At 46.3% G+C, this 14,453-nt stretch carries 13 protein-coding genes; 6 read left to right on the top strand and 7 right to left on the bottom strand.

Annotated elements, in window-relative coordinates; genetic code table 11:
• The first annotated feature begins 277 nt into the window (after positions 1-277).
• Complete coding sequence (locus QUA57_RS23965; protein ID WP_333064016.1) at positions 278-724, top strand: hypothetical protein; 447 nt, start codon at positions 278-280, stop codon at positions 722-724.
• Between the two features lie 46 nt (positions 725-770).
• Here the strand turns inward: QUA57_RS23965 and QUA57_RS23960 are convergent, their stop codons facing one another.
• From QUA57_RS23960 to QUA57_RS23950, 3 genes are all read right to left on the bottom strand, one after another.
• Positions 771-1,577, bottom strand: a complete 807-nt coding sequence (locus QUA57_RS23960) for a PadR family transcriptional regulator (protein WP_333064015.1) — start codon at positions 1,575-1,577, stop codon at positions 771-773.
• Positions 1,578-1,740: 163 nt separating this feature from the next.
• A complete protein-coding gene (locus QUA57_RS23955; protein ID WP_333064013.1) occupies positions 1,741-3,831 on the bottom strand; it encodes a hypothetical protein in 2,091 nt (696 codons plus the stop codon).
• A 127-nt stretch (positions 3,832-3,958) separates the two neighbouring features.
• Positions 3,959-5,524, bottom strand: a complete 1,566-nt coding sequence (locus tag QUA57_RS23950) for a CHAT domain-containing protein (RefSeq protein WP_333064011.1) — start codon at positions 5,522-5,524, stop codon at positions 3,959-3,961.
• Between the two features lie 871 nt (positions 5,525-6,395).
• Here QUA57_RS23950 and QUA57_RS23945 point away from each other — a divergent pair.
• The 3 genes from QUA57_RS23945 to QUA57_RS23935 all read left to right on the top strand — a co-directional run bounded on the left by QUA57_RS23945 (position 6,396) and on the right by QUA57_RS23935 (position 10,411).
• Complete coding sequence (locus QUA57_RS23945; RefSeq protein WP_333064018.1) at positions 6,396-8,348, top strand: FAD-dependent oxidoreductase; 1,953 nt, start codon at positions 6,396-6,398, stop codon at positions 8,346-8,348.
• Between the two features lie 306 nt (positions 8,349-8,654).
• The gene (locus QUA57_RS23940; protein ID WP_333064009.1) at positions 8,655-9,341 is read left to right on the top strand and encodes a class I SAM-dependent methyltransferase; all 687 of its coding nucleotides are present in this window, start codon (positions 8,655-8,657) and stop codon (positions 9,339-9,341) included.
• Positions 9,341-10,411 carry an aromatic ring-hydroxylating dioxygenase subunit alpha gene (locus QUA57_RS23935; protein ID WP_333064008.1) on the top strand — a complete coding sequence of 357 codons (1,071 nt, stop codon included), beginning with the start codon at positions 9,341-9,343 and terminating at the stop codon, positions 10,409-10,411. Before QUA57_RS23940 ends, QUA57_RS23935 begins: the two co-directional genes overlap by 1 nt.
• A 240-nt stretch (positions 10,412-10,651) precedes the next feature.
• Here the strand turns inward: QUA57_RS23935 and QUA57_RS23930 are convergent, their stop codons facing one another.
• Complete coding sequence (locus QUA57_RS23930; protein ID WP_333064007.1) at positions 10,652-11,125, bottom strand: hypothetical protein; 474 nt, start codon at positions 11,123-11,125, stop codon at positions 10,652-10,654.
• 147 nt (positions 11,126-11,272) lie between these two features.
• Between QUA57_RS23930 and QUA57_RS23925 the strand changes: the two genes are divergently transcribed.
• Together QUA57_RS23925 and QUA57_RS23920 are read left to right on the top strand one after the other, a co-directional pair.
• A complete protein-coding gene (locus QUA57_RS23925) occupies positions 11,273-11,404 on the top strand; it encodes a hypothetical protein (RefSeq protein ID WP_333064006.1) in 132 nt (43 codons plus the stop codon).
• Positions 11,405-11,589: 185 nt separating this feature from the next.
• Positions 11,590-11,985 (top strand): transcriptional regulator, encoded by a 396-nt coding sequence (locus QUA57_RS23920; protein WP_333064005.1) that lies wholly within the window; start codon positions 11,590-11,592, stop codon positions 11,983-11,985.
• Between the two features lie 16 nt (positions 11,986-12,001).
• On the opposite strand, the gene coaBC is transcribed toward QUA57_RS23920, so the two are convergent.
• From coaBC to QUA57_RS23905, 3 genes are all read right to left on the bottom strand, one after another.
• On the bottom strand, positions 12,002-13,201 hold the full coding sequence (gene coaBC, locus QUA57_RS23915; RefSeq protein WP_333064004.1) for a bifunctional phosphopantothenoylcysteine decarboxylase/phosphopantothenate--cysteine ligase CoaBC: 1,200 nt from the start codon (positions 13,199-13,201) through the stop codon (positions 12,002-12,004).
• A 144-nt stretch (positions 13,202-13,345) separates the two neighbouring features.
• Positions 13,346-13,558 carry a protein IsiD gene (gene isiD / locus QUA57_RS23910; RefSeq protein ID WP_006632739.1) on the bottom strand — a complete coding sequence of 71 codons (213 nt, stop codon included), beginning with the start codon at positions 13,556-13,558 and terminating at the stop codon, positions 13,346-13,348.
• 45 nt (positions 13,559-13,603) lie between these two features.
• Positions 13,604-14,227, bottom strand: coding sequence for an alpha/beta hydrolase (locus QUA57_RS23905; protein ID WP_333043033.1), 624 nt, complete (start codon positions 14,225-14,227; stop codon positions 13,604-13,606).
• Positions 14,228-14,453 lie beyond the last annotated feature (226 nt).

Genomic DNA, 14,453 nt, shown 5'->3' with positions numbered 1-14,453 from the left:
GAGGTACTGGAATAATAATGAATCCTCCTGTATTTATTGTTTTAAGCACTGCATAGCTCTTAACTGAACCGTATTGATTTATAGATGAGGCTATTATCAAGTTGTATGAAATTCTCAATGAGCAGGAATCTAAACCTATGATTTTTGACTTCAGTCGGAATGTGATTAACGATAACTCGATCGAGGTGGAACAAGCTATAGGCACAGCTTTAAATTCCGGTAATGTGCTCGGAAATATCAACACCCAATCCAACTAATTAACAGGAGAAGATTGAAGATGCAGAACCGTTCAAACAATCATTCAACCGACAAGTCAATCCGTGTCGGTCAAGCTGATAGCAGTGCGATCGTCTCCGGCAGAGTTAATGGTAACATCACAATTAGCTCTACCTCTACCCATCAGAGTGGTAACTTTGGTGTGGGTGCAAACAATGGAACAATCCGCACCGACAAACTGGCTGGAATTATTAATGAAGCGCCATCGCACAGCCCTGGCAAACAAAATGAGGTTTCGCGAGTACCCAAAATCAAAGTCCTGCTTGATGCCGTAGACCATGCCCAACGCTTTATGTTTGGGTGGCAGTTTTTCGCGGTCATCTTCGGTTTGTTGATGGCAATAATTGCAGGAGTCGGAACGCAAATTGACTTCGATGGTCTGCTGGCGAAGCAGAAAGAACAAACTACTCAGCAAAAACTCGAACCAACTGCTCCGGAGCTTAAATAAGCTAAGGGAAGTTAATCTCAGCGCCGCCAGCGAGAGCGCGTTGAGATTAACTTCCCTTAGTTTCCTGCCAATCTTCCAACGCACCGATGACAAAACTGGCAGCCGGATGGTTAAGCAACTGTTCAAATGCCGAAATGCCTCCAGCTTTCAGGGCGCTAAGGATTCGACCAGCTAGCGTTGGATTGCTGTCAATTTGCGAAATGGCTTCAGTGGCAATTTGCATCTTGCCCATCGTAGTATTAGTTGGGTAAGACTTCTCCAGTTGTTCGAGTAATTGCTGGATTTCAGCAGCAGCTTCAGCGAGGTTCCGTTGCTGGGCTTCGTTGATGACCCCAGCTACTTTTGCACCAGACTGAATCGTGCCACCGCTCATATGACCGATGCCGAAGTTTCCGCTCTGCTGGTAGCTATCCCCAATCTGTTCGTCGTGATTTCCGCTTCTTCGATCGAAGATGTTTGATTCAGTCATGGTTGCTGCTATATTATGACCATAATTATTACCTTTAATTGTAGTATAACTATTATAAATATGAGCAGGGAAATTTTCAGTTGGCTCATCAGGTTTTTCGATAGCGTTTTCTAACTCACACAAGCCCTTATGTGTAATTGAGATCACAGCATCTCCTCCATACATAGATTCGAGAGTAGATATGTTTTTAATCAAACCTTGCTTAACTAAAAACTTTAAAATCAGGTATAAGTTCTCACCTTGTATTTCAGTTTTGTTTTTGATTTCATAAGTGCTGATAGGTTGATGTTCATCTTGTTCAGCCAAATCGTAAATAGTATTCAAAACCATAAAGCGTTTCTTTTTAGTTTCTAACACATCATTTTCAGAAGGCATTGATGTCATCTTGATACATCGTAATTTAATAACTAAACTCTAGCGCCCATCGGAACAGCCTGTTTAGAGTTTACCGAACCCAGCAAATACGGGTTACTGCACTACCATATTATTCACCCCAAATAATAAAGTATGGGCCTCAATCCGTTACCGAACTTCCTTCTTTCACGCTTCAACCATCCAGAGGTAAAGTTGGCCCGGCTGGGGGTAAAACTTGGCGGTGAACACTTACTTTATGACTTTCCCGCTGAGTTTGCATTTCGACGGCGATCGCCTCAAATTCGACTTCCATGCAGCCGTAGGGAATCTCTAACTCGATACTTGCTCGCACGCTTCCCAACCCGTTAGGTTTAAATTCGGTAATCCAGCGCGGCCCGTCGAGAATCAGATAGGTTTGTCGATCGTAAACCCAAACTTTTACATAAATCCGGGGCATTAATTCCGGGAGTTGCACTTGCACTTTTACTGGTCCGCCGGCGAGGATTTCGGCGCGCGGCAATTCCAAAATGGGCATCGGTACTAACTCGTCTTCTGACAAAACGTAGGGAGTTGGGGGAGTTACTTCGGCTGCGACAGTTGCGGTTTTTTGAGCAACTTGTTTCGGCTGCGGGGGCTCGTCAAAAACGACAAATTCTCTGGCTTCTGGGCTAGTCGATTTGGGATCGGAAATTGTTTCGCTCGTTTCGGGTTGCTGCTGGGTTGGGCTGCTTTCTTCCACAACGTCAATTTCGTCGCTGCTATTGGCGGCGGCTGTTGGAGTTGGTGACAGGGTGGTTGCTTTGAGCCAGTCGGGGGATTCGCCGTTGCTGGCTAGGGAACTCAGTCGCGACCAAAATCGACTTTCGACTTTTAAGGTTTGAAATGCGTGTTTTGTGGGTGTTGGCTGGGTTTCTGGGGCTGTTGTTTCTAATTCGGGACTGTTTTCGGGTTTTTGCTCTATCGCTCCGATTTCGGCTGTTTGATTGGGATTGGGGATGTCTGAGGCTTTGGTTTGTGGGTCGATAGACTCTGGGGCAGTTCGAGGCGAATTGGAGATTTCCGAGAGCAATTGCACTCGGCTGCTGTCGGGCAGTTTGTTACCGAATGCGGGCAATTCTAGACCGCCGGCACTTGGGGTGTGACGTGAAGCCAGTAGAGGGGGTAGGGCTTCCTTGGTTGGGGATTCGGCGGGGGAGGGAGGGTCTAAAGATTTTTGTACTAGCTTGAGGAAGGATTGATTTTTGGGGCTCCCAGGCTGTTTTGAGGCTGTTGGGGAGGGTTCGGCTTGATGCTTTTCTTCGATGAAATTGTCTTTAATTTCCTCTAGAAGGTGCTCTAAACGGGCTGTAATTGTGAATAGTTTGGTGGCTAGGGTGACGCTGCCGCTGCTGAGAATTGCTTCTCCTAAAATTAGGCGGCTTTTGCATTCGGTTGGGATGTAGGTGACGCAGGCAAAGATGCAGGGGGGAACTTGTTCTGGCATCGGCTGCTGGATTTCTGCGAGAATTTTTGAGGTTTGGGGGTCGCGCAGGTAAATTTGCAGTTGTGCGGAACCGATGAGTTGTTTGAGTTCTCTCGCTTCGGATTCGGGGAGGAGAGTTGCTGTTTTTCTGGTTTTTTGGGGGGGTTGGGGAATGTCTATTTTGCCGGAAATGATTAATGGGCGACCGAGTTGGGTGACGAAGGTTTCTCGATCGAGGACGAGTTCGAGTTTGACGTGCGGTTTAGGTTGGGGGGTTTGGGGAATTGGGAATTGGTAGATTTTGGTCTGCTGCGGTGCTGAAGCGGCTGCTGGGATTTGGGTTGGTGCGGGGCTATCGACCGGTGCTGCGATTTGTGGGGCTGCGCGATCATCGACCGGTGCTGCGATTTGTGGGGCTGCGGTGGAAGCAGCAGGTTCGATTTGGTCGATCGGCGGTAGGGGTTCGGAGGTTTCCGATTCTGCGGGCAATACTTCCAACTGAACCCCGTACTGCCAAGGTTTTAGTGGTGTTGATTTGGGATCTGGCAAGCAGGAGAGTTCCCACAGTCCGGGTTTGAGCCTGGTGTAGGGAATGATCACGACTAATCCTTCGGGGTTGGTGCGGGCCGATCGGCTTTGGACTTTTCGCTGCGCCCCTTGGTCGAAGGAGGTATGGGTAACGCGAATTTCGATGTCGGTGTTGGGGTGCTGAATGCGAGCAACCACACGGTATTTACCTTCTAGAATTTCCACGTCGGAGGTTTCTAGGGGCAACCAGGCGCGATCGCCCTCTTTCTGTAGCAAAAATTCTAATTTTTTCATTGTTGTTTCCCCTTGAAGGCTCCCGCTTGATTCGTCACAGGTTGGTGGTGGTTTGTTGAGCGACAGCTACAGATATTAAATTACTTATGTTTTATAGCCTATCACCAGTTTCGGTCAAGAGGCCCACTTACCAAGGACTGCCGATAATGCTGAAAGCTGCCCAATAATACGGATGGGATAAATCTTTGCTGTCGAGTTTGGGGATGGACGGGGGCAAGGGAATGTCGCCTCGCGCACTTCGCAGTTGACCGCCTTCGATCGTCACTTTGCCTTCTATTGCGGCGATCTGTGCTTGCCGCATTGCTTCAGCTTTAATGATTGGAGGGTCGTTTGGCCTGCGGATTCTTAACTGCTGGTAAAACTCTGTCATCAGGGCGAGAGTCCCCGCATCGCTGACGTACCACAGACTGGCGAGGGCTGATTTTGCTCCTGATTGCAGTGCTAAACCGGCAAATCCGAGTTCTGCTTCTTTGTCTCCCAAGGCGGTTCTACAGGCGCTTAATACTAATAGTTCGAGGGGCGGATTGTTCCATTTTAAATCTCTCATTTGATCGAGGCCCAGTTGGGTGTCCCAAAATTGAATGTAGGAGTTATTTGGGGTTCCGGGGCGGAATTCGGCGTGGGTTGCCAGGTGGATAATTCCGTATTTTTGTTGCAGTCGCTGGGATTGCAAGTTTACTATGGTGAAGTCTTGGTTGAGAAAGGATTGACCGGGCCACTGTCGGGCGATCGCGCCTAGCTCTAATGGAACTGCTGGCAGCGGTTCTTTGTTCGCCGTTTCTGCGAAATCTGATGCTCCCATTGCTAGAACTTGCACGTTTCTGAGGTCGGTGTAATTGCTGTCTGTGAGTTTGAAGGCGGGGATGCGGGCGAGGCTGTATTTTTGGATCAGAAATTGCTTTCCGTCGTGCATTGCTGCTAGGGGTACGGTTCGCAAACCTTCGCCGACGCAGAACAGCAAGGTTTCAATTTTTGCTGTTTGCAAATCTGTTTCTAGGGGTGCAATTATCCATTTGTAGAGTTGTTGGGCTGGTTCTAGATAGGTGGTGGTGTTGATTTTTACGGGGTTGGTGATTTCGCTGCCGAATTCTTTGACTACTGAGAGCAGTTTCTCTTGTTTGGCTTCGGGGACGCTGCGGAGAATGGGGAGGCGATCGGGCAATATTAAGATTAATTCTAGTTGGTCGGTGCGGGGGATAGCGTAAATTAAAGCAGGTTTTTTCTTTGTTTGAACTGCTAGGCGGGAGAGAGTTTTTGATATTGCTTCGGCGGTTTTTGCACGGGTTCCAAAGTCTTGTTCAAAGTATGTTTGATAGTCTTCTTCCCAGCTTTCTTCGATTCTGGTTACGGCTTCGGTGAGGTGGCCCCGATCAAGCAAGTTTCTCATTTCTTGCCCGTTAAGCCCGCCCTGGTTTGTGTTTTGGGCAATTGTAGCGAGGTTCGCCGTGATCCACAAGAAAAATATTGCTATCAAACAGTAAAAAATAGCTTTTTTAATTTTTTTCTGACTCGTGTGTTTTTGGCGTTGCTGCTGGGATTGATAGTGCATGATTTTGGGGCGGTTAAGGGCGCCGTTGGCGGCAGCAGTTGGCAAAAGTTGGGAGGTGGGTGGGAATTTTGACTGTGCTGGCGATCGCGGCACGATTATAGCATTCAATACCAACCGCAAATCTCTGCCGTAGGGTGTGTACACCAGTACCAACAGAGTCCCCGCACCAAGAAATTCACCATTTATGTAAATTTTTGTAAATTATCCAGAAGTTTTGCATAAACAGGACTTACGCAAAAACCCGGTTTCTTCAAGTAAGTCCTGTTTTTTACATAGCAGCCAGGTACATTTAATCGGTATTACCTCTACGGGCGTGTTTGACTTTTGGTCGCACATCGGCAGTTCTCAGGTTGAATCGGGTTTTGTCTTGGTACTAAGTGAGGAATACCCTGCATCGATCGCGGATATATTGAGTTACCTCAGTAAATATATTCTCTGTATTTACTTATTTTAAAATAGTTATGTTTGTTCGCGCCAACTTAGTTAAAGTTCTACTGATCAATGGTTGGGCATCGGATATCTTTCGGGTTACTTCGTACAAGTCGCCGAAGCTGATTTTGACGTGATATGTTGCTTGGCAATCTCCTAATCTTTTAGGATAATTGCCGCTGGCTAAGAGTTGAGAAAGATAAATTAATGCGGGTTGTTCGATTTTTTTGCGTGCCAGGGGGAGAAGCGCGCGATCGTTCTGGGGTTAAAAGCTCTAAAATTGATGGCACTTTTGCCCAGCCAATAAGTGTGACAGATATCACACACACTCCTAAGTTATAAATAAAAACACTTAATTATTTAGAAAATTTTACGCTATGCGGTCGATCGCTTTTTTATTCTTTTCTCCTAAATAACTAAAGCCTTCTTGCTTCCACTATACATTGTGTGCGATCGAATTTGCCACGGTGCGATCGCGATCCGATTGGGGGATGTGTCTTAGTATTTCTTCACATATCCTGATTTCGGTCTATGATATATGCCTTATGGCGTATTTGTGTTTAAAGCCCGTTACCGCGTACCGCTGATGAGTCAATCAACCAATTCACCGCTATCCCAACCATTTTCTCGAAGAACCGCCCTGAAATTCCTCGGAGTCGGTGCCGCCGGCGGGCTGCTGGGCTACTCTCGATTTTCCAAGCCAGAGCCCACCGTTTTTGTGCAAGATTCTCTTGACTTGCCGCGAATGCTGAATAACCGCAAAACCGTTGCAGTTGTAGGGGCAGGCTTGGCAGGGCTCGCCTGTGCTTACGAGCTCAGTCAGCGGGGTTTCGCCGTAACATTGCTCGACAAATCGCCCCAACTAGGCGGCAAAATTGCTAGTTGGCCGATACAAGTCGGGAACGAAACTTTTATGATGGAACACGGTTTCCACGGTTTTTTTCCGCAATACTACAACCTCAAAAGTGTGGTAGAAGAACTAGAAATTACCGATAATTTTGTATCTTTAGAATCCTACGCCGTTGTGTTTCGAGACCGAAAATACAAGCCCGAAGTTTTCCGTCCCAACCATTCAGCTTTTCCCTGGAATATAGTTGACTTGGGGATATCTTCTCCCAATCGGCTCAAGTGGGGAATCAATCTAACAAAACCCGCTCACTGGCAAGTGTTTCGAGAAATCGGCGGTTTTCAAACTCAAAAAAGTTTCGATCGCCTCGACAATATATCAGTTGCCGACTGGGTAAAAGGTGAATTTCCGCGCGGACTTTATGACTTGTATTTTCTGCCTTTTGCCAAGTCCAGCCTCAATGCTCCCGACGAATTGAGCGCGGGAGAATTAATGCAATTTTTCCATTTTTACTTTTTTGGAAATCCAGAGGGTTTGGCTTTCAACGGTACGCGGCAAGATATGGGCACGAGTTTGGTGCAGCCTATTGCCAGAGCAATTGAAAGCAAAGGCGGCAAAATATTGACAGATGTCGCAGTTAGTGAAATTCGCTGGGAAAACGGCAAGATTGATTCTCTGAGTTACCAGTCTGGAGACGTGCAAAGTAAAATACCTTTTTGGGTGAAGCGAAACGCGCTGTTAACTGACAGCAACTCTACCGAATATTTCGGCGCTGGGGACAGCGTATTTGCCGCCGCACCGTCGGGAAAAGAGGCAATTTCTCTGAGCTGCACTCACCAAGGCTGCACAGTTCAGAAACAAAACGACGGTCAATTTCACTGTCCTTGTCACGGGGCAGTTTTTGATGCCGAAGGGCGAGTTGTGAGCGGCCCTGCTCAACGGGATTTGCCTCGATTTAAGGTAGTCGATGAAAAAGCCGATGAAATACAGTTAGCAGCAGGGGTTAACCAATCGCAGCCGCAAAAATTGGGAGAAACATTGAAGGCTGATTACTATGTTTTGGCGGCCGATGTTCCGGGGATGCAGCATTTGTTTAGTTTGGCTAGCGGTGAGGTGAATCCGCAGGTGCAGAGTCGGATAGAGAGCTTGAAAATAGCCGATCCGTTTGCGGTGGGCCGTTTTTGGTTCGATCGCGAATTTCCCTGGGAACACAGCAATTTCAGTTCGCTTTCCGGCTACAAACTGACTGACAGCATTACGCTTTACCACCGAATTCAGGATCAGTTCATCGAATGGAATCAGAAAACTGGCGGTAGTGTAGTGGAACTGCACGCTTATTGTTACAAGGAGAAAGAATTTCCGAACCAGGAAGTTTTACTGGCTACTTTTGAGCAAGAATTGTACGAAATTGTACCGGAATTAAAAGAGGCAAATATGCTGCACCGGGAATTGGTAAATCAAAAGAATTTTTCTGGATATCCGCCCGGTAGTTATGCCGAAAGACCGGAGACTTGCTGCGCTGTTCCCAATCTGTTGTTTGCGGGAGATTGGGTGAAAATGCCGTTTCCGTGCGGTTTAATGGAAAGGGCGGTTAGCAGCGGTTTGTTGGCAGCTAATGCTATTTTATATCAGGAGGGTTTGCAGAGGCGATCGCTCTTGACGGTGAATCCCGAAGGCGTGTTAAAAATCTAAAGTTTCCAGCGGGGCGGGCTTTATAAATCGTCAATTATCGGCTGGTATCCTCGGTGAAACCCGCCCCCTGTCATACCATTTTAGATTTTAGATTTTAGATTTTAGATTTGAAGAAATGGAAATCACTGATTCAATAAGGGTTTAGAGGTTTCCTAAAGTTGCGTTATTTTTTTAAGATGAGTTACGGTTTGCGGGGGTGGTTTCGCTGAGGGGAAAAGGCAGAGCTTGCAAACCAAAAAAATATCTGCGTTGAGGGGGGTGGATATGCGGTTAAAATATTATTGAATGAGTATAAAGCAATAATAGATGCTAAATAATAAGCGCAAAATTCGCAATAAATCTGTAACCTTTGATGCTTTTGCAACAGAATACGATTTCGCTGCCACCTTGCAAAACCAGAACGATTTTTTTATTAACAACCTATCGGTCAGCAAAGGTGCAGCATTAGATATTGGCTGCGGTTCGGGAATTCTTGCTTTTGAATTAGCCCAGTATTACGATAATGTTGTCGCCGTCGATTTGTCAGAAAAAATGCTGGCAATCGCCAGTCAAAAACGCTCAGCTCCCAATATCGAATACATCCAAATGGATGCCAGTCAATTAGCGCTGGAGCGCAAATTTGATTTAATAGTTAGTGCTGCTACTTTTCACCACCTGCCCAACCTCCCCGCCGCCCTCAATGCAATAAAAAAAATGTTAAATCCGCACGGGAAAATAGTTTTGTTAGATAATATTTCCGAAGTGGAAACACCTGCTACATTAGGCTACATATTAGGTGCGGCGAGAGATTTTAGGCCCGACTGTTCCATCTACGGATTTCGCAGTGCTTTAAGATTATTAAAATTTAGACTGTCGCCTGGGTGGTTGAAGCATTTAGCTAGCGATAGGTATTTGTCAGAACGGAAATTTAGAAAAATTTACAGTCGTTGCTTTCCGGGCTGTTATTTTGTAAAATTGGGTTGTTTTATGGGCGTAATTTGGGAACATTTGTAATGCAAAACAACGCGATAAAATCGGTATCTGCAAGGGGAGAAAAAACTCATATCCGCCAGTTGGGCATTAATCTCGATCGCTGGTATGCAATCGCCCGCAGCACCAAGGTGCAAACTCAGCCCGTCGCTGCGAAAATCTGGAATCGGGCGATCGTACTTTTCCGCGACAGTTCAGGCAAAATCAACGCTTTAGAAGATAGATGTCCGCACCGACAAGTTAAACTCAGCCACGGCCAAGTTAAAGGCGATTTAATCGAATGTGCTTACCACGGATGGCGGTTAAATGCAAGGGGAGAATGCGCCGAAGTCGATTATTTAGCAGAAAATCAAAAGCTACCTAACTGCAAAATTCGTTCCTATCCAGTCAAAGAACAAAACGGTTTTATCTGGCTGTTTCCCGGCGACGAAACCCAAGCAGAAAAAATAGATTTATTGGATTTGCCAGAGTGGGAACATCTCAATTATATTGCCACAGTTTCAGTCATCGACTGTCAGGCACACTATTCATTTTTAATTGAAAACTTGATGGATATGTACCACGGACACTTGCACGATGATTGGCAAGCTTGGGCAAATCCGGTGTTAGATACTTTAGAAGAAAACGAGCATCAAGTAACTGCTCGCTATCAGGCACAAAGTTATTACAAAATAGATAAAATTTGGTCAATTTCTCAGTTGTTTTTTAAATCTCTGCGCCGACTGCACCCGGAACCGCTTGAGGTGAGTTATGTTTACCCGCACTGGGTTTCAACTTTGGGGAGCGACTTTAAGATTTACTGCTTGATTTGTCCGGTGAGCGAGACGGCAACTCGGGCTTATTTAATTCATTTTACCTCATTAAATGCGTTTTGGCGGCTGCACAAATTGCCAATTTGGTTTCGCAGGTTTATCAAAGATAGTTGTTTCGGCGCGGCTCAAAAGTTATTAGATGGTTTGGTGCGGCAGGATGTGTTAATGATTGAGGAAGAACAGCAGGCTTTTTTGCAGAATTCAGAAAGAAAAAATTATGAATTAAATCGGGCTTTAGCAAGCGTGCAAAAGTTGATGAGAAGTCAGGCAGAAAATGGGTAATTCAGTCGCAGAGTCAAACCTGCACAGGTTAATATGTATATTTCACAAAAATCAGGGAAGTATAACCAAGGGAAATTCGGCTAGTCCTGAACGCAGAAATTGTATTTGGATTCGCTATGATTTAGACTAAAAGTTACTTTAAAAGAAGATGAATTGGCGGGGAATGAAACCCAGCGCCATTCATCTGCGTTAATCCGCGTGCATCAGCGGTAAAAAAATCTAAATCCCGCAGCAAAAACCTTACTTTTTAGGCCGCTGCTGCTGGTAAACGCTGACAACCTTATCCGCATAAGTAGCAGTTGCGCCACTTTTGCAAGCTGCGGAGTCCCCAGTCATCCACCAGCAAGCGGCGCGGCGTATGGCGGTTAATTCATTGTTGCTGCTAGCTTTGTATTCGTCGCGCAGCAAATCGCCCACGATACAGGTAACAATTGATTTGGCTTTTGTCGCGTCGGCCTCAAATTGTTGGGGTGTTAAATCTTGTTTGGTACAGAATTTGGCCCAGCGGGAAATATTCCCTGGCAAAACTTGCCACTGACTGTACATTCCGTCATTTGCAGTTTGTGGCGGTGCGGCTTGTCGCATTGCTTCTACAAGGGCGGAAACTTGCGCGTCGGTGACTGATTGCGCTGCTGCTGGAAGTGATTGCAATCCGAGGCTAATTATCAGGCTGCCGAATAGTAGATTGGTTTTTGCGATCGATTTAAAATTCATTCACAATGCCCTGTTTTAATCAAAGTTTCCTGCCACAAAGTTTAGCTTAAAACGGATCGAATACCTCTGTCTTAAGTATGATTTGCCCGCTTAATGCGGTGTCGATCGCCCTTACGATAGAAATTGTTAATCAAGTAGGATAAAATCATGCAAGTACAACCCAGGGAAATTCGACGTTACACTACAGCAGAGGGTACGACACCATTCACCGAGTGGCTTGATGCCCTCCGCGATCGGAATGTTATAGTTAGAATCAAATCTAGGCTTGACCGAAGTTGAGCAAGGTAATCTCGGAGATTTAAACTCAGCGGGACAATGAGTTTTTGAACTCAGAATTAATTATGGCCCGGGCTACCGCCTCTACTTCGGATAAGTCGGCTTGACTATTGCGGTAATCCTCATAGCTGGGGATAAAAGCACCCAAGAACAGAACATTCGACAAGCTATAGAATACTGGACAGATTATGAAAAACGTGAAAGCACCGACAAGTGATAGCTACCGCGAGTACCTAATCGAATCTCTCCACGAGCCGGAAGAAGCTGCTGGTTTTATCGGCGCTATTTTGAAAGAAAAAGACCCGGAACCCGCCCTTTTGAGAAATGCCATCCGAAAGGTGATAGAGGCTCGGATGAGGATGAATACTCTTTCGGAGTCAGCAAAACAGCATCACGAAAAACTCGACCAGATGCTGGCTGAAAGTGCAGGTTCGGAAATCTATAGTTTGGTAGAATTGCTCGAAGCATTAGGATTTAAACTAGAAATTACTGTCGCAGATACTCAGTTGTCGGCTGACTCGGAATCAACGGATTTGGGGGAATCAGAATTATCGCCCGAACCAGTAGTAATTAATCCCAGTTAATGAGTAAATCGCGCCCTCAGCCTTCCCTCACAAAATCTAACAATCGGTGAGCCATTTCTAGCTTGCTGCAAGGTGCTATTTCTACTTGCTTGCCGGCGGCATTAATTAATATTGCTTGATTGGTATTGCTGCCGAAACCTGCACCTATTCGATCGATCGGGTTTGCGGCAATTACATCCAGTTTCTTCGCCCGCAATTTCTCCAAAGCTGGCTTGACAATATCCCCAGTTTGTGCTGCAAACCCGATTAATTTTTGGTGCGGCTGTTTCAAAATTCCCAACTCTGCCACAATATCCTCTACCGGTGCCAAAGGCAAACAATTCGGGAGCGATCGCTTGGGCAGTTTCTCACTACTGTACTCAGCCGGCTTCACATCCGCTACCGCCGCCGCCATCACCGTCAAATCGGCATCGTGAAAGCATTGCAGCATCGCCTGCCGCATTTCTTGTGCACTCGCAACTGCGATCGCCCGCAAACCTGAGAGCGGCAACTCGCCAGTTATACTGTGTACCAGCGTCACTGTAGCGCCGCGGTGCTGTGCAGCTTGCGCCAAAGCTATACCCATTTTGCCACTGGAAGGATTGCCGATAAACCGCACCGGATCGAGGTGTTCCCGCGTTCCTCCCGCACTGATCAACACCCGAATGCCCGCTAAATCTCGATCGCCCTTCGCATACAACAGCGATTCAATATGAGGCAAAATCTCATAAGGTTCTGCCATCCGGCCGACACCCGCGCGATCGCACGCCAGCATTCCCGCCCCCGGATTCGCAGCATGATAGCGCCGATAAGTCAAAACTTCCCGCCAATTCCGCTGCACCGCCGGCTGTTCCCACATATCCGTATTCATCGCCGGTGCCAGCAAAATTGGGCAAGTAGAAGCTAAGACAGTATTAGTCAGCAAATTATCAGCAAAACCCCCCGCCAACTTAGCCAAAGTATTAGCTGTCAAAGGAGCAATAACAAAAACTTCCGCCCATTCTCCCAGTTGAATGTGCAGGGGGCGCCCGTGACTTGGTTGCCAAAAATCTTTGTCAGTAAAAGCAGGATGGCGGCACAGAGTAGCAAAAGTCAAAGGCGTTACAAACTCCCCTGCCGCATCAGTAAGAATAACTTTAACTTCCGCTCCAGCTTTCGCTAAAGTTGAAACTACTTCGCAAACTTTGTAAGCCGCAATCCCGCCACTAACGCCGATTAAAATTCGTCTGCCTTTCATGTCATTTTTTCATAAAAAAGAATCAAGAAAGAAATTAAGATAAAAACAGGCTAAAATCCCTAATTCATCTGTTTAATCCGCAACAAAATATGCTGCTAACTTCTTCCTCAATTCCGTCGAAAATTTTGAGCTAGATTTTTCAGTCTATGCTTCGTCGTAGGCTTCCATATCCAGAAGGTGGAGATAAGGTTCAACCAGCTCCGGCCGCTGAAAAGCAAGCGATCGCAACAAATGCCAATCATTCAATCCCTCAAAAGGATCTGTATAATCGTCAACTTCCAAACGGACAGCCAATTCTGCCACGTCCTGAGAAGTAAGTACAGCAATATCGCGCGATGCTTTGGTTAAAGTTTTCATTTTTTTCCCCTGCCCGAGACTTCCGCCATACTATATACTAAACCTTTAATCAGATTTCGACACAGTTTCTACAACAAAACTTCGCATTACCTCTATAACTTCCGGCAGAATCTCGTGTCCCATTTTAAATTCTCGATACTGCACCGCAGCTCCCCAAGCCGTCAAACTCTCGCGCGATCGCACAGCAGCACTAACAGGCACAATAGTATCTTGAGTACCGTGTACGATTAAAACAGGTGGCAAAACACTGCCCGCAACTGGCGAAATCTGGTGTAAATAACCGCTCAGACAAATTAAACCAGCTAGGGGCAAAGTCAATCCCACATCTAGAGTCATCGCTCCGCCTTGAGAAAAGCCACCTAAAATAGTGCGAGACAAAGGCACGCCCGTGCTGCTTTCCAAAGAGAGCAAAAATTCCCTCAGCAATTGCCGGCTTTCTACCAATCCCTGAGCGTCTTTGCTTTGAAGGTTATACCACGCTTTGCCGCTCGTTACCTGGGGATGGGGAAAGGGGGCATCGGGAAATACAAACTGATAATCCGGCAAATTGAAAAAGGGTGCTAAGGAAGTCAAATCCCGAGCATTAGCACCCCATCCATGCAAAGCGACAATCAAAGCGACAGGTTTGCGATCCGTTGTGGGCGGAATGCTAATAGATTGTAAAGACATCGTAGTTAATAATTGGTAATCTGGTCTGGCTACAATTATAAATTGTCACGACGGGTAAAACCCCAGATATTTGTTTTCGGCAATATTCCACAATTAGCACGCGCTTGCTAATAACTATAATAGTTGACTGTTGACTGTTAACCGTTAAAAGTAGAGTGCGACCTCGCACCTTTCCCAAGTAGAGTGCGGATAGTTCACCTTTTCTAAACAGGAATTATGGAGCATC

Source organism: Microcoleus sp. Pol7_B2, assembly GCF_036701035.1.
In the GTDB taxonomy this organism is placed as follows: domain Bacteria; phylum Cyanobacteriota; class Cyanobacteriia; order Cyanobacteriales; family Microcoleaceae; genus Microcoleus.
This window is presented reverse-complemented; position numbering and strand designations above follow the sequence as displayed.

Bases quoted from the DNA above. Each gene is read 5' to 3' on its own strand.
- QUA57_RS23965 (WP_333064016.1), top strand. From the start codon at position 278: ATGCAGAACCGTTCAAACAATCATTCAACCGACAAGTCAATCCGTGTC.
- QUA57_RS23960 (WP_333064015.1), bottom strand. From the start codon at position 1,577: ATGACATCAATGCCTTCTGAAAATGATGTGTTAGAAACTAAAAAGAAA.
- QUA57_RS23955 (WP_333064013.1), bottom strand. From the start codon at position 3,831: ATGAAAAAATTAGAATTTTTGCTACAGAAAGAGGGCGATCGCGCCTGG.
- QUA57_RS23945 (WP_333064018.1), top strand. From the start codon at position 6,396: ATGAGTCAATCAACCAATTCACCGCTATCCCAACCATTTTCTCGAAGA.
- QUA57_RS23940 (WP_333064009.1), top strand. From the start codon at position 8,655: ATGCTAAATAATAAGCGCAAAATTCGCAATAAATCTGTAACCTTTGAT.
- QUA57_RS23935 (WP_333064008.1), top strand. From the start codon at position 9,341: ATGCAAAACAACGCGATAAAATCGGTATCTGCAAGGGGAGAAAAAACT.
- QUA57_RS23930 (WP_333064007.1), bottom strand. From the start codon at position 11,125: ATGAATTTTAAATCGATCGCAAAAACCAATCTACTATTCGGCAGCCTG.
- QUA57_RS23925 (WP_333064006.1), top strand. From the start codon at position 11,273: ATGCAAGTACAACCCAGGGAAATTCGACGTTACACTACAGCAGAGGGT.
- QUA57_RS23920 (WP_333064005.1), top strand. From the start codon at position 11,590: ATGAAAAACGTGAAAGCACCGACAAGTGATAGCTACCGCGAGTACCTA.
- coaBC (WP_333064004.1), bottom strand. From the start codon at position 13,201: ATGAAAGGCAGACGAATTTTAATCGGCGTTAGTGGCGGGATTGCGGCT.
- isiD (WP_006632739.1), bottom strand. From the start codon at position 13,558: ATGAAAACTTTAACCAAAGCATCGCGCGATATTGCTGTACTTACTTCT.
- QUA57_RS23905 (WP_333043033.1), bottom strand. From the start codon at position 14,227: ATGTCTTTACAATCTATTAGCATTCCGCCCACAACGGATCGCAAACCT.